Origin of the sequence: Stenotrophomonas sp. TWI809 (assembly GCF_039673205.1) — a bacterium.
GTDB lineage: Bacteria > Pseudomonadota > Gammaproteobacteria > Xanthomonadales > Xanthomonadaceae > Stenotrophomonas.
In genome coordinates, this window is sequence record NZ_JBDJLE010000026.1 from 25,898 (window position 1) to 46,227 (window position 20,330).

The window sequence follows — 20,330 nt, forward strand, 5'->3', positions numbered from 1 at the left end:
ACGGGGGCGCCGGTAAGGACCGCGGCGGGCCCACTATTGTGGACGACCCGGCGCGCGGGCGCAAAGAAGTCAGTCCCAAGACACGCGCAGGGAGGCGTTTCCGGCGCAATTTCAGACAGTTGCGGCAGCGGCCGGAAACGGCCACCCGGGCCCCCTGTGGCACGGCCGCGCAGCTGGCCGGCGCCCGCGCACCGCCCGGCCTTCACACGCCCCGCCCCCGCCGCCTGCCCCCAAACCCGGCCGGACCCCCTACACTGCCCCCATGCCAGAAGGGGAGTTCCGGCGTGTCACCCAGTGCTTCATTGATCGACCGCATCGAATCGATACCGCGGCGCGAGCTGTATTTCTTCGCGCTGTACCGCCTGCTGATGGCCACCGTCATCGGCGCGCTGCTGTTCAGCCCGCTGAGCGGCCTGGTCGGCACCGCGGACCACCCGACGCTGGCGACCATCGTGGCCAGCGGCTACCTGGTGGTGGCCGTGCTGGTGCTGCTGTTCGGGCGCAACGAGCGCTGGCTGCGCACCATCGTGGTGTGGAGCGTGGCCGCCGACATCATCGCCGCCACCCTGCTCGCCCACGCCCTGCCGGGCGCCAGCGCGGGCATCTCGATGTCGCTGCTGTTCAACATCGCCGCCGCCGCGACCCTGCTGCCGCTGGGCATGGGGCTGGGCCTGGCCGCTGCCGCCAGCACCGCCACCGCCGGCGAGTACCTCTGGAAGCAGCTCGAAGGCGGCGACCCGACCCGCACCCTGGCCGAGCTGGCCATGTTCGTCACCAGCTATCTCGCCATCGCCTTCATCAGCTACCAGGTCGGCAACCGCGCCCGCATGAACCAGCAGTTGGCCAACCAGCGCGGCGATGAAGTGGCCAACCTGTTCCAGATCAACGAGCTGATCATCCGCCGCATGCGCACCGGCGTGATCGTGGTGGACGGCGCCAACCGCATCACCCTGGCCAACGAAGCCGCCTCCACCCTGCTCGGCGATGCCGACGGCAACAGTGGCAGCGGCAAGCTGGAACTGGGCAGTGCCTCGCCCGAGCTGAGCCGCCGGCTGCTGCGCTGGCGCAACGGCTGGACCAACGAAGAAATGCCCCTGCAGCTCTCGCCGGACCAGCCCGAAGTGCAGCCACGCTTTGCCCGCCTGCTGGCCGGCAGCGACCTCACCCTGGTGTTCCTGGATGATTCCACCGTGGTCTCGCGGCGTGCCGAGTCCTTGACGCTCTCGGCGATGGGGCGCTTCTCGGCCAGCCTGGCCCATGAGATCCGCAACCCGCTGGCGGCAATCAACTACGCCGCCCAGCTGCTGGAAGAATCCACCGATATCGGCGACACCGACCGCCGCCTGCTGCAGATCATCAACCAGCAGTGCCAGCGCACCAACGGCATCGTCGAAAGCGTGCTCGGGCTGGCCCGGCGCGAGCGTGCCAATCCGGAGAACGTGGATCTGGCCTCGTTCGTGCGCCGCTTCGTGCTGGAGTACAAACAGGTCCTGTCGCTGGAAACCGACAGCGTGGAGCCGATCATCAGCGAGACCTCGGTGCACGCCCTGGTCGATCCGCGCCACCTGCATCAGATCCTCACCGTGCTGGTGCACAACGCGCTCAAGTACGGCCGCGTGGCCGAAGAGCCGGCGCGCGTGCGGCTGCGCGTGGCGCGCCAGGACCGCACCGCCATCATCGATGTGATGGACCGCGGCCCCGGCATTCCCGAGACGGTTGCCAGCCAGTTGTTCCGCCCGTTCTTCACCACCTCCGAGCACGGCACCGGGCTGGGCCTGTATATCGCCCGCGAACTGTGCCGCGCCAACCAGGCACGGCTGGAGTACGTCTCAGTGCCTGCCGGCGGTGCGTGTTTCCGGCTGGTGCTGGCCGGTCCCCACACGATGATGGCCGGATGAGCCGCGCACACCCGGACGCCACCGTCAAACATTTGTCGCCAACGACCGCCCTCGGCTATCTTCCTTCCTTATGAATGACACCCGCAGCGCCCTCGTCGTCGATGACGAGCGTGACATCCGCGAACTGCTGGTACTGACCCTGGGCCGCATGGGCCTGCGCATCAGCACCGCAGCCAACCTCGCCGAAGCCCGTGAGCTGCTGGCCAGCAATCCGTACGACCTGTGCATCACCGACATGCGGCTGCCCGATGGCAACGGCATCGAGCTGGTCACCGAGATCGCACAGCACTACCCGCGCACACCGGTGGCGATGATCACCGCGTTCGGCAGCATGGACCTGGCGGTGGAAGCGCTGAAGGCCGGCGCCTTCGATTTCGTCAGCAAGCCGGTGGACATCTCGGTGCTGCGCGGCCTGGTCAAGCACGCACTGGAACTCAACAACACCGAGCGCGCCGCGCCCGCGCCGCTCGCCCCGGAACAGGCCGCACGCCTGCTCGGCGATTCGCCCTCGATGGATGTGCTGCGCGCCACCATCGGCAAGGTCGCGCGCAGCCAGGCGCCGGTCTACATCCTTGGCGAATCCGGCGTCGGCAAGGAACTGGTCGCCCGCACCATCCACGCGCAGAGCGCGCGCGCCCCCGGCGCCTTCGTGCCGGTCAACTGCGGCGCGATTCCGTCCGAACTGATGGAAAGCGAGTTCTTCGGGCACAAGAAGGGCAGCTTCAGTGGCGCCCATGCGGACAAGCCCGGCCTGTTCCAGGCCGCGCACGGCGGCACCCTGTTCCTGGATGAAGTGGCCGAGCTGCCCCTGCAGATGCAGGTCAAACTGCTGCGCGCGATCCAGGAGAAATCGATCCGTCCGGTCGGCGCCGCCACCGAAGTGCCGGTGGACGTGCGCATCCTTTCGGCTACGCACAAGGACCTGGGCGAACTGGTTGAAGACGGCCGCTTCCGCCACGATCTGTACTACCGCATCAACGTGATCGAACTGCGCGTGCCACCGCTGCGCGAACGCCGCAGCGACCTGCCCGCGCTGGCCGCCTCGATCCTGGCCCGGCTGGCCCGCACCCACGGCCGCCCGACCCCGCTGCTGGCGCCCTCGGCGCTGGAAGCCCTGGCCCAGTACCACTTCCCCGGCAACGTGCGCGAACTGGAGAACATCCTCGAGCGCGCCCTCGCCCTGGCCGAGGAAGACCGCATCGGGGCCAGCGACCTGCGCCTGCCCCAGCACGCCCCACGCTTCGGCGCCGGCAATGCGCCGCCCACCCAGGAAGAAGCGGTGGTCGACCTGCCGGCCGGCAATGGCGCCCTGCCCTCCTACATCGAGCAGATGGAGCGCACCGCGATCCAGAAGGCGCTGGAAGAAAACCGCTGGAACAAGACGCGTACTGCCGCACAGCTGGGCATCACCTTCCGCGCACTGCGGTACAAGCTGAAAAAGCTAGGCATGGAGTAGCGCCACCCCATGGGTGGCTGCTTTGGATCCACCGCCCCAGAAACCAAAAGGCCCGCTTGCGCGGGCCTTTTCTCATCTGTAGACGCGGCTCAATCCTTGGTCACACGATTGATCTCCGCCAGACCGGTCACCCCCGCCGCGGCCTTGATCAGCGCCGACTGGCGCAGATCATTCACTCCCGCCAGCTGCGCGGCCTCGGCGATCTGCAGCGCATTGCCACCGGCCAGCACGATGGTCGAAATTTCATCGGTCATCGGCATGACCTGGTACAGACCGGTACGGCCCTTGTAACCCTCGGTGCACTCATCGCAGCCGACCGGCTCGAACAGCTTGATCCCCGCATCCAGCTGCGCCTGGGTGAAACCCTCGGCCAGCAGCGCATTGGCCGGCAGTTCCACCGGGCGCTTGCAGTTGTTGCACAGCCGGCGCGCCAGGCGCTGGGCGATCACCAACGTCACCGAGCTGGTGATGTTGTACGGCGCGATGCCCATGTTCATCAGGCGCGCGATGGTCTGCGGCGCATCGTTGGTATGCAGCGTGGAGAGCACCATGTGGCCCGTCTGCGCCGCCTTGATCGCGATCTCCGCCGTTTCCAGGTCGCGGATTTCGCCGACCATGATGATGTCCGGATCCTGGCGCAGGAACGAGCGCAGCGCCGCGGCGAAGGTCATGCCGCGCTTGACGTTCTGCTGCACCTGGTTGACGCCGGGCAGGCGGATTTCCACCGGGTCTTCGGCGGTGGAGATGTTGCGCGTTTCATCGTTGAGGATGCCCAGCGCGGTGTACAGCGAGACCGTCTTACCCGAGCCGGTCGGCCCGGTGACCAGCACCATGCCATACGGCTTGTGGATCGCATCCAGGAACAGCTTCTGCTGCGCCGGCTCGTAACCGAGCTTGTCGATGCCCAGCTTGGCCGCGCTGCCATCGAGGATACGCAGCACCACCTTCTCGCCGAACAGGGTCGGCAGCGTGCTGACGCGGAAATCGATCTGGCGGGTCTTGGAGAGGTTGAGCTTGATGCGCCCATCCTGCGGCACGCGCTTTTCGGCGATATCCAGCTGCGCCATCACCTTCAGGCGCGCGGCGATGCGCTGGTTGAGCTTGACCGGGGCCTTGGCCACGTTCTTGAGCAGACCATCGATGCGCAGGCGCACGCGGTAGTCGTCTTCGTAGGGTTCGAAGTGGATGTCCGAGGCGCCTTTGCGGATGGCGTCCACGAGGACTTTGTTGACGAACTTTACGACCGGGGTGTCGTCGCCTTTGGCGTCGATGCCGGAGTCGCTGATACCGCCTTCTTCGTCGCCCGCGGAGACGTCGAGATCGGACATCCCCTCCTCGTCAGCGCCTAGCGCCGAGCCAAGCGTGTCCTGCTTGGACTGCCACTGCTCCAGCGTACGGCGGATCTGGTCCTCATCGACCAGGATCGGCTCCACCACCAGATTGGTGTGAAACTTGATCTCGTCCAGCGAATGGGTCGGGTTGCTGGTACCGACAAACAGCCTGCCACCGCGCTTGAACAGCGGAAGCACATGATGCTTGCGCAGCAGCTCCTCGCTGACCAGACCCATGGCATTCTGATTGTTATCGAACACCGACACATCCAGCAGCGGCATGCCGAACTCCAGGGAGTTCGCTGCGGCAAGCTGGGCGCTCGTGACCACCTTCTTCTCTGCAAACCACTGCGGCAGTGGCTGCTTGGCAGCACCCGCCTTTGCCATGGCTTCGCGGGCGACGGCCTCTTCAAGCACGCCGTCTTGAACGAGGCGGCGTGCGATTCCAGTGATGCCGACGAGGTTTGCAGTGGTTACGGCATTCATATCAATCCTTCTCTTCGATGGCGGCATCGGACAGCGCGCCGGCTCACGGATAAGCCCTGCGCCTTGCCCCACGTGTTTCGCCCGTCACGCATGCGGGGCTGGAAACCGAGCTGGGCAATCATGATAACCCTGTCGATTCAAGACCTACATCACTCAATCGCTTCTCCGAAGATCAGCAACCCGTGGGGCGTACGCGTGCATCGAAGGCGCTGCCATCGCAGGACCATATGCCTTCAATGCTTCTGCGCAGGAGCAGATCCTTTCCGTCTACGGTGCTGGTGCCCTTGACCGTGCAGAGAATGAACCCGACACCGGAATCATTGAATTGAGCCGCTACCGCTGAACAGTGGACGCTTCGCGTGAGCCCAAGGTAAGCAGGTGTCACCACCGCGGGGCTACGACCTTCCACGATGACCGCTTCCACCAGTGTTTTCCCGGGATGCATGTCTGCGAGTGCAGCCGTTACCTGGGTCTTGGCGATGTAGTACGGAAACGCCTGGATCGCAATCGCGGCCAGGATAGCGATGATGGCGACCACGATCATCAGTTCGATGAGCGTGAAGCCCTTTTGCTTGTTCATGACTCCCCCTGATCCAAGCAATCCCCATTGCTTCGCAGAAATTTACGTACGCCTTGGACGACAAGGGAGGCTGGAGTTGCAATAGCCCACCATAAAAAACGGCCAAAAGTTGCTCGACGAGTCCTTGCCCCTCAGCACAAGGCCCGCAAAAGCGGGCCTTGTGTGGCATTTTCAGGCTCCAGCTTCAGGCAATGGCCTCTCTGCCGACCCGATACGAGCAGAAAAATTAGCTACCAGTGCAACCGTTCGGCAGATACTTGGCAGCAACCGCAGTCGCCTCACAGGTGAAGCCGCCTGCCTTGGTGATGGTGCCGTCATCGTCATCCACGGCTGCCTCTGCATAGGTCAGAGCGATGGTCGAACCCTCACCAATGCGGCCCGGATCACGGATCGTGCAGGTCATTCCCGAATCGTCAACAGCAATCTCCGAACAGGCACCGGTTTCTTCGGCCTGGAAACCTGCAGTCACAGGCGTCGGGGTACGACCTTCGCTGACTTCCATTTCGAACTGGGTCTTGTGCGACGCCAGGTCGGCCAGCGCAGCGGTCACCTTGGACTTGGACACATAGTCCTGATAAGCCGGCAGCGCGATAGCGGCCAGGATGGCGATGATCGCCACAACGATCATCAGTTCGATCAGGGTAAAGCCCTGCTGCTTCTTCATGAGTACATCCCCTAGAGGTAGAAATTTAGATAGGGCACTGGGCCATTGCCTGACCGGCGGACCGGGTGAGCTAGGCGGGCGCCCTGTGCGGGTGGATCGAAGCAGGTTGCGTGCCAACAGTGCCAGCAATGCTCCCCAGCATTCCCCGGCGCAATCATGGCACCAATCTTCAGGATTGGAACCCCCCGCACAACAATTTGCGACGCATCCGGCAATGTGACCTGTTACGTCACCTTTTGACACCCCCGGTCCAGCCTTGCTGCCCAAAGCCGGACGCCTGACAGGACTGCCAACACTTCCCGGAACCCGTTACCATGCGGCGAGATAGCCCGCCTGGGGATGGTGTGGCTGGGGAGCCCTGTATGTCTGTCAGCCGTAGCGCGATCAAGAAAGAGCCCGTGGCGCGAAGCACCATGGAGTTGCAACCGTTTGTCTGGGAGGGGACCGACAAGCGGGGCGTCAAGATGAAGGGCGAACAGCCCGCCAAGAATGCCAACCTGCTCCGCGCGGAACTGCGACGGCAGGGTATTACGCCCAGCATCGTCAAGCAGAAGCCCAAGCCCCTGTTCGGCGGGGCAGGCTCGGCGGTCGGGGCCAAAGACATCGCCTTCTTCAGTCGCCAGATGGCGATCATGATGAAATCGGGTGTACCGATCGTCAGTGCGCTGGAGATCATCGCCAGCGGACATAAGAATCCACGAATGAAGAAGCTCGTGGAAACGATCCGTACCGACATTGAAGGCGGCTCCTCGCTACACGAAGCGATCAGTCGTCATCCGGTTCAGTTCGACGAGCTCTACCGCAACCTGGTTCGCGCAGGCGAGGGCGCTGGTGTCCTGGAAACAGTGCTGGACACCATCGCCACTTATAAAGAGAACATTGAAGGCCTGAAAGGCAAAATCAAGAAGGCCCTGTTCTATCCAGTGATGGTGATCGTTGTCGCCATGCTGGTCAGTTCCATCATGCTGATCTTCGTGGTGCCTCAGTTCGAAGATGTGTTCAAAGGCTTTGGCGCCGAGCTGCCTGCCTTCACGCAGATGATCGTCAACCTGTCGCGGTTCCTCGTGTCCTGGTGGTGGGTGATCCTTTTCGTGCTGCTGGGTGCGGCGGCAGGCTTCATCTACGCCTATAAACGATCGCCCAAGATGCAGCACGGCATGGACCGCCTGATCCTGAAGGTCCCGGTGATCGGCCAGATCATGCATAACAGTGCGATCGCGCGCTTCGCCCGCACCACCGCCGTCACCTTCAAAGCCGGCGTGCCACTGGTCGAGGCGCTTGGCATCGTCGCAGGCGCCACAGGCAACAAGGTGTATGAAGAGGCCGTCCTGCGCATGCGCGACGACGTGTCGGTCGGTTACCCGGTCAACATGGCCATGAAGCAGGTCAACATCTTCCCGCACATGGTGGTGCAGATGACCGCCATCGGTGAAGAGGCCGGCGCGCTGGATACCATGCTGTTCAAGGTGGCCGAGTATTTCGAGCAGGAGGTCAACAATGCCGTGGACGCCCTGAGCAGCTTGCTGGAACCGATGATCATGGTGTTCATTGGTACCATTGTCGGCGGCATGGTGATCGGCATGTACCTGCCCATCTTCAAACTCGGCGCGGTAGTTGGATAACTAATCAATGGCATTTCTCGACCAGCATCCCGGTCTCGGCTACCCCGCCGCGGTCGGACTGGGACTGCTGATCGGCAGTTTCCTCAACGTGGTGATCCTGCGCCTGCCCAAGCGGCTGGAGTGGGAGTGGAAGCGCGATGCGCGCGAGGTGCTGGAAGAGCCGGACATCTACGAGCCGCCACCACCGGGCATCGTGGTCGAGCCCTCGCACTGCCCGCACTGCAAGCACAAGCTGTCCTGGTACGAGAACATCCCGCTGTTCAGCTGGCTGGCCCTGCGCGGCAAGTGCCGGCATTGCCATGCCCCGATCTCGATCCAGTACCCGCTGGTGGAGCTGCTGACCGCCGCGCTGGTGGCCGCCAGCGTCTGGCAGTTCGGGTTCGGCTGGCAGGGCTTCGGCGCGATCGTGCTGAGCTGCTTCCTGGTGGCACTGTCCGGGATCGACCTGCGTACCCAGCTGTTACCGGACCAATTGACCCTGCCCTTGATGTGGCTGGGCCTGATCGCGGCCAGCGACAATCTCTATATGCCGGCCAAGCCTGCCCTGCTGGGTGCGCTGGCGGGCTATCTGTCGCTGTGGTCGGTGTGGTGGCTGTTCAAGCAGATCACCGGCAAGGAAGGCATGGGCCACGGCGATTTCAAGCTGCTGGCGGCCTTGGGCGCGTGGTGCGGGCTCAAGGGCATCCTGCCGATCATCCTGCTGTCGTCCGTGGTGGGCGCGATCATCGGCTCGATCTGGCTGTACTCGCGCGGCCGTGACCGGGCCACGCCGATCCCGTTCGGGCCGTACCTGGCCATTGCCGGCTGGATCGTGTTCATGTGGGGCGAGCCGTTGATTGACGGCTACCTGAGCTACGCCGGCCTGCGTTGAGGGCCGCACGATGAGCCGCTTCGTGATTGGGCTGACCGGCGGCATTGCCGCCGGCAAGAGCGAGGTCAGCCGCCGCTTCGAGGCGCTGGGCATCACCGTTGCCGATGCCGACCTGGCCGCACGCGCGGTGGTGGCACCGGGCAGCGAGGGGCTGGCGCGGATCGCCGCCCACTTCGGCACCGAGATCCTGCTGGCCGATGGCCAGCTGGACCGTGCCGCCCTGCGGGCCCGCATCTTCGCGTCGGCGCAGGAGCGTCAGGCGCTGGAAGCGATCACCCATCCGGCTATTCGTCAGTTGCTGCGCGAGACCTGCGAGCAGGCGGAGGGACCGTATGCGATCGCGGCGATTCCGCTGCTCACCGAGGCCGGTGGCCGCCAGCAGTACCCGTGGCTGGACCGGATCCTGGTGGTGGACGTGCCGGTGGCCGTGCAGCACGCGCGGCTGATGCAGCGCGATGGCATCGATAGCGCCCTGGCGGACCGCATGATCGCCGCCCAGGCCAGCCGCGAGGCGCGCCTGGCATTGGCCGATGATGTGGTGGTCAATGATGGCCACCCGGACCACCTGCAGGCGCATGTGGCGCGGCTGGATCGGGCCTATCGGGATTTGGCGGCGCGGTAGATCTGGAGGAGCCGACCCACGGTTGTGGAGGAGCCGACCAACGGTCGTGGAGGAGCCGACCAACGGTCGGCTCTACCGTGTCAGGCGGGGGAGAACGTCAGCGTGGCGATGACGCCACGCCCGGCGCCTGGCCGTACGTTGACCTGCCAGCCGTAGAGATCACACAGGCGGCTGACGATGGACAGGCCGATACCCCCACCCTGCGAATGACCCGCATGCGTTCCGCGGTAGCCGCGCTGGAACAGCTTGGCGGCATCTTCTTCGCTCAGGCCGGGGCCGCTGTCGATCACTTCGACCGCGTTGTTGCCCACGCGCACGCGCACCGCGCCTTCCTTCGAGTACTTCACGGCATTGCCGATCAGGTTGCCCAACGCGACCGAGAGGGCCGATTCCGGCGCATCGATCACCAGGTCGTGGTTGCCTTCCAGGATCAGTTCGAGCGGCTTGCCGCCGAGCTGGGCACGGTGCGAATCCAGCAGCTGCTCGGAGACGCGGGCGACATTGCTGCTGCCCTGCCCGCGCTCGTTGCGCGAGAGCAGCAGCAGCGCGCCGATCAGATCGGTGCATTGCTGCTCGGCCCGCTGGATGCGCTGCAGGCGCTGCAGCACCTTGGGATCGAGGTCCGGGCGGGTCAGCAGCAGCTCGGTGGCGCCACGGATCACGGCCAGCGGCGTGCGCAGCTCGTGACTGACGTCCGCATTGAACTCGCGGTCGCGCTGCACCACTTCGGTCAGCCGCGCGGAATAGTCATCCAGCGCCTGGGCCAGCTGGCCCACCTCATCGTCCGGGAAGCGCGGTGCCAGCGGCTCGGGCTCGCTGGTGCCACCGCGGTAGGCGCGCAGGCGGGCGGCCAGATCGGACACCGGCTTCATCACCTTGGAGGCGGACCACCAGCCCAGCACCAGGGACAGGGCGCTGAACACCAGCACCGAAATCCACAGCGCGCGCTTGAGCTGGGCCTCCCCGCGCGTGGCCTCGGTCATGTCGTACGCCAGGAAGAACCAGGCATCGTCAGCTTTGCGGACCGCCAATTTGTAGGCGTAAGGCCTGCCCTCTTCGTCCAGGCCGCTCACGTTGTGGTTGCCGTTTGGCAACGCCGCCCATTCCGCCCGCTCTACCCGTACACGGTCGAGCATTTCGCGCGGATACGCGAAGGCCCGCATCTGCTGCACGGGAAGATCCGGATTACGGGTACGGTCGGAATAGAAGCGCTTGGCGAACTCATCGATGTTGCGGTTCATCACGTCTTCGACGAGCTGGTTCTCCACACGGGCACGCGCCCAGTTGGTGGCGAACGCAAACAACGTGGTCAGGCAGAAGCCCAACAGCACGAACGAGACGATGATGCGGCTGCGCAGCCGGCGCCGGTATGGCGCGCGGCGACGCCCCCCCCTGCCCGTCACCGGATCAGGCTTCCGGCGCGGCGATGCGGTATCCGATGCCATGACGGGTCTGGATCATCGGGACCTCGAAGGGTTTGTCGACCACGGCGCGCAGGCCATGGATATGCACGCGCAGGGAATCCGAATCCGGCAGCTCTTCGCCCCAGACGCGGGTTTCCAGCTCCTGGCGGGTGACGACGGCCGGGGAGGCCTCCATCAGCGCCTGCAGGATCTTCAGCGCGGTCGGGTTGAGCTGCAGCAGCTTGCCCTGGCGGCGCACTTCCAGCGTGTCCAGGTTGTACTCCAGATCGCCGGTTTCCAGCACGCGGGTCTGCACGCCCTTGCCGCGACGCGACAGGGCGTTCAGACGCACCTCCACTTCCTGCAGCGCGAACGGCTTGATCAGGTAGTCATCGGCGCCGGAATCGAAGCCGGCCAGTTTGTTATCCAGGGAATCGCGGGCCGTCAGCATCAGCACCGGGGTCTGCTTGCGCGCCTCGTTGCGCAGCTTGCGGCAGACCTCGATCCCATCCATGCCGGGCAGGTTGAGGTCCAGCACGATCGCGTCGAACTCATGGACGACCGCCAGGTGCAGGCCGGTGACGCCATCGGCTGCGAAGTCCACGGTGTGACCGCGGTCTTCGAGGTAATCGCCCAGGTTGGCGGCAATGTCGCTGTTGTCTTCGATGACGAGAATTCGCACTGGGACCTCTGATTCGTGGGGTTCAACGGAAAGAACGGAGCCGCAGGGCAGCAATGGGAACAGGACTGCGCGACCTCAAGCTGACCATACAGCTTCGATTCTTAACATTAGACACCGTCGAATGCTGGCGCAGCGTCAAAACCCGGCGATCATCACCTGGCATCTTTGGGTTCGGAAATCCGAAGATCACGCTTCATCTGCCTGGCGTCCTCCGTCGCCTGGCGGCGCTGAGCCACCGTCATGCAGGTGCGCTGAGGGCGGTTGCTGCCGATCGGACGTTCGCTGCGGCAGACCATGCGGCTGTCTTCCTTGGCGTTGGTCATCAAGGTATTGACCACTTCCTGGTCATTGAAGACCTCTACTTTCTGCGGCGGGGTGAGCTGATCGAAGCGCTCGCGATCACCCATCTTGGTGCGGATGCGGTCCAAGGCGGCCTGAACGCGGCTCTTGTCGGCCACGCTCAGCTCGCTGTAGTCCTCACTGTGCAGCGCGCGCTCGACCTTGGCCAGCTGTTCGGCAACAGGCGCATCGTCGGCAAGCGCCATCGCGGCCTCGTCGGCGTTCGCAGGCGGCTTGGCATGGGCACCCAGCGAGAGACAGCCGAGCAGCGCGACAGCGATGATTCGATGCATCTGTGACATCTGCGACTTCCTTATCCACATGAATGAACGCCAACTCTACGAGGATGGAACCGGGCCGACAAGTTACCGATGGCAGGGGCTTGGCACCGCTGCAGGCCGGAAAAAGGCCCGACCAACTGACGCTGGCCGGGCCTGAAGCTGTTTCCCGATTACCGATCCTGCTGAGGAGGGCAGAGCTGCGGTTCGACAGAGCCTACGCCGGGGCCGATTAAACCGATGTTAAGGCCCTGCCCCACCTTGGAAAACCGCATCAACCCTTTGTATTTGCAGGTTTTTTCAAGGAAGCAACATGATCGATGATGCGCCCGGCAAGATCGGCCTGGCAGATCGCCTCGATGCCTTCCAGCCCAGGCGTGGAGTTGACCTCCAACACCAGCGGGCCGCGGCTGGAGCGGATCAGGTCCACACCGGCCACGCCCAGGCCCAGCGCCTTGGCCGAGCGCACCGCCACCAGCTGCTCGGCCCGGCTGGCCTTGGCGGCGCGGGCACTGCCCCCGGCATGCAGATTGGAGCGGAAATCCCCCTCCGGCGCCTGCCGTTGCATCGCCCCGACCACCTGGTCGCCGACCACCAGGCAGCGCAGGTCGGCGCCCTGCGCCTCACCGATGAACTCCTGCATCAGGAAGTTGGCGTAGAGCCCGCGCAGTGCCTCCACGATGCCGCGCGAGGCGCTGGCCTTCTCGGTCAGGATGACGCCGCGGCCCTGGGTGCCCTCGTTGAGCTTCACCACATGCGGCGGCGGCCCCAGCATCGAGAGCAGATCGACCGTGTCATCGGGGTTGTCGCCGAACACCGTGACCGGCATGTCGATGCCCTTGGAGGCCAGGATCTGGTGGGCGCGCAGCTTGTCGCGGGCGCGCAGGATGGCATCGGAGGGGTTGGGCGTGCGCGCGCCCATCATCTCGAACTGGCGCAGCACGGCCGTCCCGTAGCGGGTGACCGAGGCACCGATGCGCGGGATCACCGCGTCCACCCCGGTGATCGGCCGCCCCTTGTAATGCATGGTGAAGCCATCCGCGGCGATGCGCATGTAACAGCGCAACGGATCGAGGATGCGCACGGTATGGCCCCGCGCACGCGCGGCCTCCACCAGGCGACGCGTGGAGTACAGCTTGCTGTTGCGGGACAGGATGGCGAGTTTCATCGCGGCGCAGGGGACGGGAAAGCGCGAAGCATAGCGTGCGGTGCGTAGGCCGCGATGACGGACCGGCCCGAGGATGCTGCGGCCCGCATCCAGCGGTTGTTCCACAATAATGGGCGCCCACAGAGATGCCCCGGCAACACGGATGACCACGCCTCCCACCCGTCATTGTTTCGCGGCCCTGCTCGCGGTTCTGCTCTCAGCGGGCACGCAGGCCGCGCCGGCCCATTTCACCAGTTACAACGACTTCTACAGGTCGTTGGGCGATCCCCTGTTCGAGGGAAAGGGGACCGCACTCGACAAGCCCTGCACGGACGCACCGCGCGCGCGCCTGTGGACCACCTCGATGACGCAGGCCCTGCGGCGCTACGAGGCGACCGACTGGATCGTTCCGGGCACCTTGCAGATGAACCCGGCCGATGGCGCACCCGACGTTGCCTTTGACGGCCAGACGCTGATGGTCGGTGCGCGGCGATGGCCATTGCGCAGCGCTGTCGCTCTCGCACCACCGGACTGGCCCAGCCGCACCCCCATCGACCCGGAGAATCTGGCGAACGTCACCGCCTGGCAGCAGGGCACGTCGGTGTGCCTGGACATGCACTATGTGAGCAGTGGCAAAGGCGGTCGCTACACGCTGGTGATGCTGTTGCACGGTGAGCATCTGTACACCCTGCCCCCGCTCTTTGGCAGTTGCGTGGCCATACAGAAGGCGGCGGGCGATGGATTCAGTTATCCGAGCACGACCTATCTGGGCCCGGGGATGGAAACGAATCCAAGCGGCCTGCAGGTGGACTATCTGCTATCGGATGGCACGACACGCGTTGCGCGTTATCTGCTGCGCTTTCCGGATCAGAGCGACCCCTTCACCTTCGAGGCATCGCGCGTGCGGTGACGGGCGGCATGGGAGGTGAAGCGTGGAGCGGGTGAAGGGAATCGAACCCTCGTCAGTAGCTTGGGAAGCTACAGCTCTACCATTGAGCTACACCCGCAAGGCGCGGCGTAAGTCTATTCGGGCGGGGCCCTCAAACGCAACGGGCGGCACTGGGCCGCCCGTTGTTTCACGCTTTTCCACCGCCGTGCACGGCGCCCGCGGGCGGGCGCTGCGCACGTGGGATCAGAAGCTGCCGCCGAAGCTGGCGAACAGCGACAGGTCACGTGCACGCTTCTGCATCGTGGTGGTGCTCATGCCGATGTTGCTGCTCAGGCCCCAGAGGTTCAGGCGCGCACCCAGCACGGCGGTGGCGTAGTTCTTGTCGAACTCCAGGCCCGGCACCTTGTACATGCCCACGTCCGGCATGGTCTGCAGCCAGGCGCTGGCCTGCTTGCTGTCCTCGAACTCGTGGTCATAGGTGACCTGCACGTACGGCTTGACGTTGCCGCCATCGAAGCGGGCCTGCCAGCCGACGCGGCCGACGGTCGAATCCGTATCCTGGTCGCCATAGCCCAGCGCCGAGGCGCTCAGGTTGGACTCGGTGTAGCCATCCAGCTTCACCTTCTGCCAGATCACCGCGGCGACCGGACCGTGACGGAAGCCGCCTTCGGTGCCGAACTCGTAACCGGCGTTCAACGCGGCGGTCAGGTTGCTGCCTTCCGGCGAGCCCTTGTGGATGCGCGTTGCCGGGCCGAGCTGCAGCTTGCGGGTCACGTCGTAGTCCAGCCAGCTGTAGCTGAGCTGGCCGTTGACCCAGGCGCGCTCGCCGTACCAGCCGGCGAACAGGCCCAGGGTGGTATCGGACTGGGTGAAGTCGCCCTTGTTGTTGCCGAAATCGGCGTCCATGCGGCCATAGCCGGCGAAGCCGCCGACCACCATGCCGTCACGCGCCCAATCCACACCGAACAGGCCGGCCGGGGCCATGCCGTCGTACAGATCGGCGTGGGCGTAACGCTGCATGTCGCCGCGCAGGTTGCCCCACCAGCTCAGGCCGTCGGCCGGACGGCCATCCACGTGCCAGCTGACCTGGTCAGCGCGCGAGCGGCCGATGGTCTGTGCCGAATGGGTCAGGATCTGCTGGTTGCGCGGCGCTTCCAGGATCGACAGGGTGTACTGGCCCAGCATTTCATGCGTGGCCGAGGACGGGTGTACGCCGTCGGCGAAGACATAGGTGCGCCATGCGTCCGGGGTGACCAGGCTGGTCGGGTTGCAGGTCAGCGACGAAGGCACCGTGCAGGCGGTGCCACTGACGTTGCTGAAGCCGTAGGTCGACGGGTTGGCGACGATTTCCTGCAGGATGTGGAAGGTGTCGACCGGGATCACCTGCAGGCCGGCGGCCTTCAGGCCACCGAACAGGGCGTCGTTGTAGGCCTTGGCCAGCGCGGTGCCGGCGGCCATGCCAGCCGGGCCGCCGGCGCGGGCGCCCGGGGTCAGGCCGATGTCCGGGATGGTCGGCACCACGATGTATTCAGCGCCCGCTGCCTTCAGCGTGCCGACGATGCCGACCTGGTCGGTGACGGCACCGGTCAGGGTCGGGACCAGCGGCGCACCGGTCTGGATCGCGAACAGATCATTGGCACCGCCCCACACGGTGTACAGCGCGTTCGGGTCGGCCTTGCCACCGTTGGCCGCCAGATAGTTGGCCGTCTGGGTCTTCAGCGAAGGAATCGGCACACCGCCCAGCGCGGGCTGGGTCAGGTCCACGCCCACGCGGGCCCCGCCAACGGCGTAGTTGTCGCCGTTCTGGCCGTTACCGTTCGGGCTGGCATCGGTGCCGTAGTAGTTCGCCACGTGCTGCGCCCATTGCCAACCCGGGTTGGTGGTGGCCTGGCCGGTCACCGGGCGGACAGCGGCCGGCAGCAGCGGGCGGTAGTAGCCGGAATCGGTCAGGCTGTCGCCGATGAAGACGGTCTTGGTGTACGGCGACTGGGCCATGGCCGGCATCGCCGCCAGGGCGATGGCCACGGCCATGAGGGAACGGATCGGGCGTTTGCTGAGCAACATGGAAACTCCTTGAGGGTGGGGAAGACGGCGGACGTACGCCGGCGCACGGTGCCATGGTTCCACTGCACCTGGCCGGCATCACGCTGCGCTGCGGCATGAACGCCGCAGCCCGCCGCCCGGCCATCGTTGGCCTGGCGCTCGCGGCACCTCTGCCGCGGGGCGCACAGGGTACGCACTGGGATGTGATTACGGGACAATACCGTCATGAACATCCAGCTCAACGGCGAGAACCGCCAGCTTCCGCACACCGCCACTGTCCACGACCTGCTGCGCAGCGAGGACCTGCTCGAGCGCCGCGTCGCGGTCGAAGTCAATGGCGAGATCGTCACCCGCAGCCAGCACGCCAGCCACCCCCTGCGCGAGGGCGACGTGGTCGAGATCGTGCATGCACTGGGCGGCGGCTGAGGCAGCATCGTGACGCGCGATAGGCGATAATTCGGGCCATGAATGCACCTGCCCCCACTGATTCGCTGGTGATCGCCGGCAAGACCTATGCTTCCCGCCTGCTCACCGGCACCGGCAAGTTCAAGGATCTGGAAGAAACCCGCCTGGCCACCGAGGCCGCTGGCGCCCGGATCGTCACCGTGGCGATCCGCCGCACCAACATCGGGCAGAACCCGGGCGAGCCGAACCTGCTCGACGTGCTGCCGCCGGACCGTTACACCATCCTGCCCAACACCGCCGGCTGCTACACCGCCGAAGACGCCGTGCGCACCTGCCGGCTGGCCCGCGAGCTGCTGGACGGCCACAACCTGACCAAGCTGGAAGTGCTGGGCGACCAGAAGAGCCTGTACCCGGATGTGGTGCAGACCCTCAAAGCGGCCGAGCAGCTGGTCAAGGATGGCTTCGAGGTGATGGTCTATACCTCCGATGACCCGATCCTGGCCAAGCGCCTGGAAGACATCGGCTGCGCTGCGGTGATGCCGCTGGCCGCGCCGATCGGCTCGGGCCTGGGCATCCAGAACAAGTACAACCTGCTGCAGATCATCGAAGACGCCAAGGTACCGATCATCGTCGATGCCGGCGTGGGCACGGCCTCCGATGCAGCCATTGCGATGGAGCTGGGCTGCGATGGCGTGCTGATGAACACCGCCATCGCCGGCGCGCGCAACCCGATCCTCATGGCCAGCGCGATGCGCAAGGCCGTGGAGGCGGGCCGCGAGGCCTTCCTGGCCGGGCGCATTCCGCGCAAGCGCTACGCCAGTGCGTCCTCGCCGATCGACGGGTTGATCGGCTGATGACCAATCCTTTCGACAGCGCCGGTGCCAAGGCACCGCCCAAGCCCTTCACCATCACCGAAGGCCGCCGCGAGGTCCGCAGTTTCGTGCTGCGCCAGGGGCGTTTCACTCCCGCCCAGCAGCGTGCGTTCGACGACCGCTGGCCGCGCTTCGGGCTGGATTTCACCGGCGAGCCGCGCGATCTGGATGCCACCTTCGGGCGCGATGCGCACAAGGTGCTGGAGATCGGCTTCGGCAATGGCGCCGCGCTGCGCTTCGCCGCGCAGCAGGACCCGAGCCGCGATTACATCGGCCTGGAAGTGCACGCGCCCGGCGTGGGACGCCTGCTCAATGCACTGGCCGACGACAACGCCGACCACGTGCGCCTGTACCACCACGATGCCGTGGAGGTGCTGGAGAAGGAAATCGCCGATGGCGCGCTGGATGAAGTGCGCATCTACTTCCCGGATCCGTGGCACAAGAAGCGCCATAACAAGCGTCGCCTGATCCAGCCTGGCTTTGCCGAGCTGCTGGTGCGCAAGCTGCGCGTCGGTGGCCGCCTGCACTGCGCCACGGACTGGGAAGACTATGCCGAGCAGATGTGGGACGTGCTCGACGCCACCGCCGGGCTGAGCAACCGCGCCGGTCCGCGTGGGCAGGTCGAGCGGCCGGAATGGCGCCCGCAGACCCACTTCGAAACCCGTGGCCAGAAGCTTGGCCATGGCGTGTGGGACCTGTTGTACGACCGCACCTGATCCCACAAGGAACCGCGCCACCCCATGGATACCGCGCTGACGCTGACTACCGACATGAAGCTCGTTCTCGGGCTGGTCGGCTTCACGATGGCGATGTTCCTGTTCGAGCGCATCCGCGCCGACGTGGTGGCCTTGGTGGTGCTGGTGGTGCTCGGCGTTACCGGCCTGATCGCGCCGGAGGAAATCTTCGGCGGCTTTTCCGGTAACGCGGTGATGAGCATCATCGCCACCACCATCCTCGGCGCGGGCCTGGACCGCACCGGGGCATTGAACCGGTTGGCGGCGTGGCTGCTGCGGCGCGGGCATGGCGTGGAGACACGCCTGTTGATGATGACCACCGCGATCGCCGGCTTGAACTCCTCGTTCATGCAGAACCCTTCGGTGATGGCGCTGTACCTGCCGGTCGCCTCGCGGCTGGCCGCGCGCACCGGGCTGACCCTGCAGCGCCTGCTGCTGCCGATCGCCGCGGCCATCGTCATGGGCGGCGCGCTGACCATGGTCGGCAATTCGCCGCTGATCCTGCTCAACGATCTGCTGGCCTCGGCCAACAACAACCTGCCCTCGGGCCTGGCCACCATCGAACCGCTGCGCATGTTCGCACCGCTGCCGATCGGCGTGGCGCTGCTGATCGCCTCGCTGCTGTATTTCCGCTACTTCGGTGATCGCAAGCTGGTGGAGGAAGAGACGCTGGCCAACGATGGCGTCACCCCGTCACGCACCGAAAGCTACTTCGCCAAGACCTACGGCATCGAAGGCGATGTGTTCGAACTGGTGGTCACCGCCGAAAGCCCCCTGGTCGGCATGACCCTGGGCGAGGCCGAGAACGTGCACGATGCGCCGCTGCTGCTGGCGCTCAAGACCGGCAATGACACCCGTCTGGCCCCGCCGGCCGAGATGCGGATCTGGGTGGGCAGCGTGCTGGGCGTGATGGGCGCGCGCCAGCAGGTCAGCGATTTCGCACAGAACCAGTTCCTGCGGATGTCCTCGCGGCTGAAGCACCTGGGCGACCTGTTCAACCCCAGCCGCGCCGGCATTTCCGAAGCAGTGGTGCCGCCCACCTCCGATGTGATCGGCAAGAGCGCCTCGGACCTGCGCCTGCGCAAGCAGCGTGGGATCAGCCTGCTGGCGATCAACCGCGACAAGCAGGTGATCCGCGAAGACGTGCGCAACGTGGCGCTGCGCGCCGGTGACATGCTGGTCTTCCACAGCATCTGGACCGACCTGGCGCAGGCGGCCAAGAGCCGCGACTTCGTGGTGGTGACCGATTACCCCAAGGGCGAGCAGCGGCCGCACAAGTTCAAGATCGCGATGAGTATCTTCGCCATCACCATCCTGATCGCGCTGACCTCCAAGCTGCCGGTGGCGCTGACCCTGATGACCGGCGTGGCCGGCATGCTGCTGACCGGCGTGCTGCGCATGGACGAGGCCTACGCCTCGATCAACTGGAAAACCGTGTTCATGATGGCCGGGCTGATTCCGCTCGGCTGGGCGATGGACAGCAGCGGCGCGGCGGCGTGGATCGCCGGGCACACCATCGACCGCCTGCCGACCGGCATCCCGGTGTGGGTGCTGGAAATCGCGCTGGCGTTGTTGACCACGATGTTCTCGCTGGTGATCAGCCACGTGGGCGCAACCATCGTGATGGTGCCCATCGCGGTGAACCTGGCGCTGGCCGCCGGGGGCAGCCCGACCGCGTTCGCGCTGATCGTGGCGTTGTCGGCCTCGAACAATCTGATGACAGCCTCCAACCCGGTGATTTCGATGATCACCGGCCCGGCCAATTACACCCCGCGCGAGCTGTGGCGCGTCGGCGCCCCTCTGTCGTTGATCTATACGGCGGTGGTGGTGCTGATGATCAACCTGATGTTCTAGGGAGTGCCGGCCGCTGGCCGGCTCGCCCGATGCCCCAGGTAGTGCCGGCCGCTGGCCGGCATCGAAGACGTAGTAGTGCCGGCCGCTGGCCGGCATTGAAGACGTAGTAGTGCCGGCCGCTGGCCGGCTCCACGTACGGTTGGCCATCAAGAGC

The 20,330-nt window shown here is 65.5% G+C and carries 18 protein-coding genes and 1 tRNA gene; 10 read left to right on the top strand and 9 right to left on the bottom strand.

The features are described from left to right. Nucleotides 1-284: 284 nt before the first annotated feature. Both ABE472_RS16415 and ABE472_RS16420 read left to right on the top strand, forming a co-directional pair. Nucleotides 285-1,898, top strand: coding sequence for an ATP-binding protein (locus tag ABE472_RS16415; RefSeq protein ID WP_346466641.1), 1,614 nt, complete (start codon nt 285-287; stop codon nt 1,896-1,898). A gap of 70 nt (nt 1,899-1,968) precedes the next feature. Beyond that, nucleotides 1,969-3,354: a sigma-54 dependent transcriptional regulator gene (locus ABE472_RS16420; RefSeq protein ID WP_121039246.1), complete on the top strand. Its 1,386-nt coding sequence runs from the start codon at nt 1,969-1,971 to the stop codon at nt 3,352-3,354. 89 nt (nt 3,355-3,443) lie between these two features. Here the strand turns inward: ABE472_RS16420 and pilB are convergent, their stop codons facing one another. The 3 genes from pilB to ABE472_RS16435 all read right to left on the bottom strand — a co-directional run bounded on the left by pilB (nt 3,444) and on the right by ABE472_RS16435 (nt 6,415). Next, nucleotides 3,444-5,171, bottom strand: coding sequence for a type IV-A pilus assembly ATPase PilB (gene pilB / locus ABE472_RS16425; RefSeq protein WP_293983316.1), 1,728 nt, complete (start codon nt 5,169-5,171; stop codon nt 3,444-3,446). A gap of 172 nt (nt 5,172-5,343) precedes the next feature. Next, a complete protein-coding gene (locus tag ABE472_RS16430) occupies nt 5,344-5,751 on the bottom strand; it encodes a pilin (protein WP_346466642.1) in 408 nt (135 codons plus the stop codon). Nucleotides 5,752-5,977: 226 nt separating this feature from the next. Next, nucleotides 5,978-6,415 (bottom strand): pilin, encoded by a 438-nt coding sequence (locus ABE472_RS16435; protein ID WP_346466643.1) that lies wholly within the window; start codon nt 6,413-6,415, stop codon nt 5,978-5,980. Between the two features lie 362 nt (nt 6,416-6,777). On the opposite strand from ABE472_RS16435, the gene ABE472_RS16440 reads away from it, so the two are divergent. The 3 genes from ABE472_RS16440 to coaE are packed head-to-tail and all read left to right on the top strand — an operon-like array spanning nt 6,778 to nt 9,530. After that, nucleotides 6,778-8,037 carry a type II secretion system F family protein gene (locus ABE472_RS16440; protein WP_346466644.1) on the top strand — a complete coding sequence of 420 codons (1,260 nt, stop codon included), beginning with the start codon at nt 6,778-6,780 and terminating at the stop codon, nt 8,035-8,037. A gap of 7 nt (nt 8,038-8,044) precedes the next feature. After that, nucleotides 8,045-8,908, top strand: coding sequence for an A24 family peptidase (locus ABE472_RS16445; protein WP_346466645.1), 864 nt, complete (start codon nt 8,045-8,047; stop codon nt 8,906-8,908). Between the two features lie 10 nt (nt 8,909-8,918). Continuing rightward, complete coding sequence (gene coaE / locus ABE472_RS16450; protein WP_346466646.1) at nt 8,919-9,530, top strand: dephospho-CoA kinase; 612 nt, start codon at nt 8,919-8,921, stop codon at nt 9,528-9,530. An 80-nt stretch (nt 9,531-9,610) separates the two neighbouring features. Here the strand turns inward: coaE and ABE472_RS16455 are convergent, their stop codons facing one another. From ABE472_RS16455 to rimK, 4 genes are all read right to left on the bottom strand, one after another. Further along, nucleotides 9,611-10,975 carry a HAMP domain-containing sensor histidine kinase gene (locus ABE472_RS16455; protein ID WP_346466647.1) on the bottom strand — a complete coding sequence of 455 codons (1,365 nt, stop codon included), beginning with the start codon at nt 10,973-10,975 and terminating at the stop codon, nt 9,611-9,613. Continuing rightward, nucleotides 10,938-11,615, bottom strand: a complete 678-nt coding sequence (locus tag ABE472_RS16460) for a response regulator transcription factor (protein ID WP_019183933.1) — start codon at nt 11,613-11,615, stop codon at nt 10,938-10,940. The genes ABE472_RS16455 and ABE472_RS16460 overlap by 38 nt, the downstream gene beginning before the upstream one ends. A gap of 152 nt (nt 11,616-11,767) precedes the next feature. Continuing rightward, nucleotides 11,768-12,256, bottom strand: coding sequence for a hypothetical protein (locus ABE472_RS16465; RefSeq protein ID WP_346466648.1), 489 nt, complete (start codon nt 12,254-12,256; stop codon nt 11,768-11,770). A gap of 250 nt (nt 12,257-12,506) precedes the next feature. After that, the gene (rimK, locus tag ABE472_RS16470; protein WP_121039296.1) at nt 12,507-13,400 is read right to left on the bottom strand and encodes a 30S ribosomal protein S6--L-glutamate ligase; all 894 of its coding nucleotides are present in this window, start codon (nt 13,398-13,400) and stop codon (nt 12,507-12,509) included. A gap of 142 nt (nt 13,401-13,542) precedes the next feature. Between rimK and ABE472_RS16475 the strand changes: the two genes are divergently transcribed. Next, nucleotides 13,543-14,289: a hypothetical protein gene (locus ABE472_RS16475; protein WP_346466649.1), complete on the top strand. Its 747-nt coding sequence runs from the start codon at nt 13,543-13,545 to the stop codon at nt 14,287-14,289. Nucleotides 14,290-14,312: 23 nt separating this feature from the next. Here the strand turns inward: ABE472_RS16475 and ABE472_RS16480 are convergent. Both ABE472_RS16480 and ABE472_RS16485 read right to left on the bottom strand, forming a co-directional pair. Beyond that, a tRNA-Gly gene (locus ABE472_RS16480) sits at nt 14,313-14,386 on the bottom strand. Between the two features lie 125 nt (nt 14,387-14,511). Next, the gene (locus tag ABE472_RS16485; RefSeq protein ID WP_346466650.1) at nt 14,512-16,332 is read right to left on the bottom strand and encodes an autotransporter domain-containing protein; all 1,821 of its coding nucleotides are present in this window, start codon (nt 16,330-16,332) and stop codon (nt 14,512-14,514) included. 204 nt (nt 16,333-16,536) lie between these two features. Here ABE472_RS16485 and thiS point away from each other — a divergent pair, with 204 nt between their 5' ends. From thiS to ABE472_RS16505, 4 genes are read left to right on the top strand one after another with little or no spacing between them, the layout of a single operon-like run. After that, nucleotides 16,537-16,737 carry a sulfur carrier protein ThiS gene (gene thiS / locus ABE472_RS16490; protein WP_121039303.1) on the top strand — a complete coding sequence of 67 codons (201 nt, stop codon included), beginning with the start codon at nt 16,537-16,539 and terminating at the stop codon, nt 16,735-16,737. A 38-nt stretch (nt 16,738-16,775) separates the two neighbouring features. After that, nucleotides 16,776-17,570 carry a thiazole synthase gene (locus tag ABE472_RS16495; protein ID WP_313210058.1) on the top strand — a complete coding sequence of 265 codons (795 nt, stop codon included), beginning with the start codon at nt 16,776-16,778 and terminating at the stop codon, nt 17,568-17,570. Beyond that, nucleotides 17,570-18,304: a tRNA (guanosine(46)-N7)-methyltransferase TrmB gene (gene trmB / locus ABE472_RS16500; protein WP_313210056.1), complete on the top strand. Its 735-nt coding sequence runs from the start codon at nt 17,570-17,572 to the stop codon at nt 18,302-18,304. The genes ABE472_RS16495 and trmB overlap by 1 nt, the downstream gene beginning before the upstream one ends. Nucleotides 18,305-18,328: 24 nt before the next feature. Then, nucleotides 18,329-20,176, top strand: coding sequence for an SLC13 family permease (locus ABE472_RS16505; RefSeq protein WP_121039313.1), 1,848 nt, complete (start codon nt 18,329-18,331; stop codon nt 20,174-20,176). Nucleotides 20,177-20,330 lie beyond the last annotated feature (154 nt).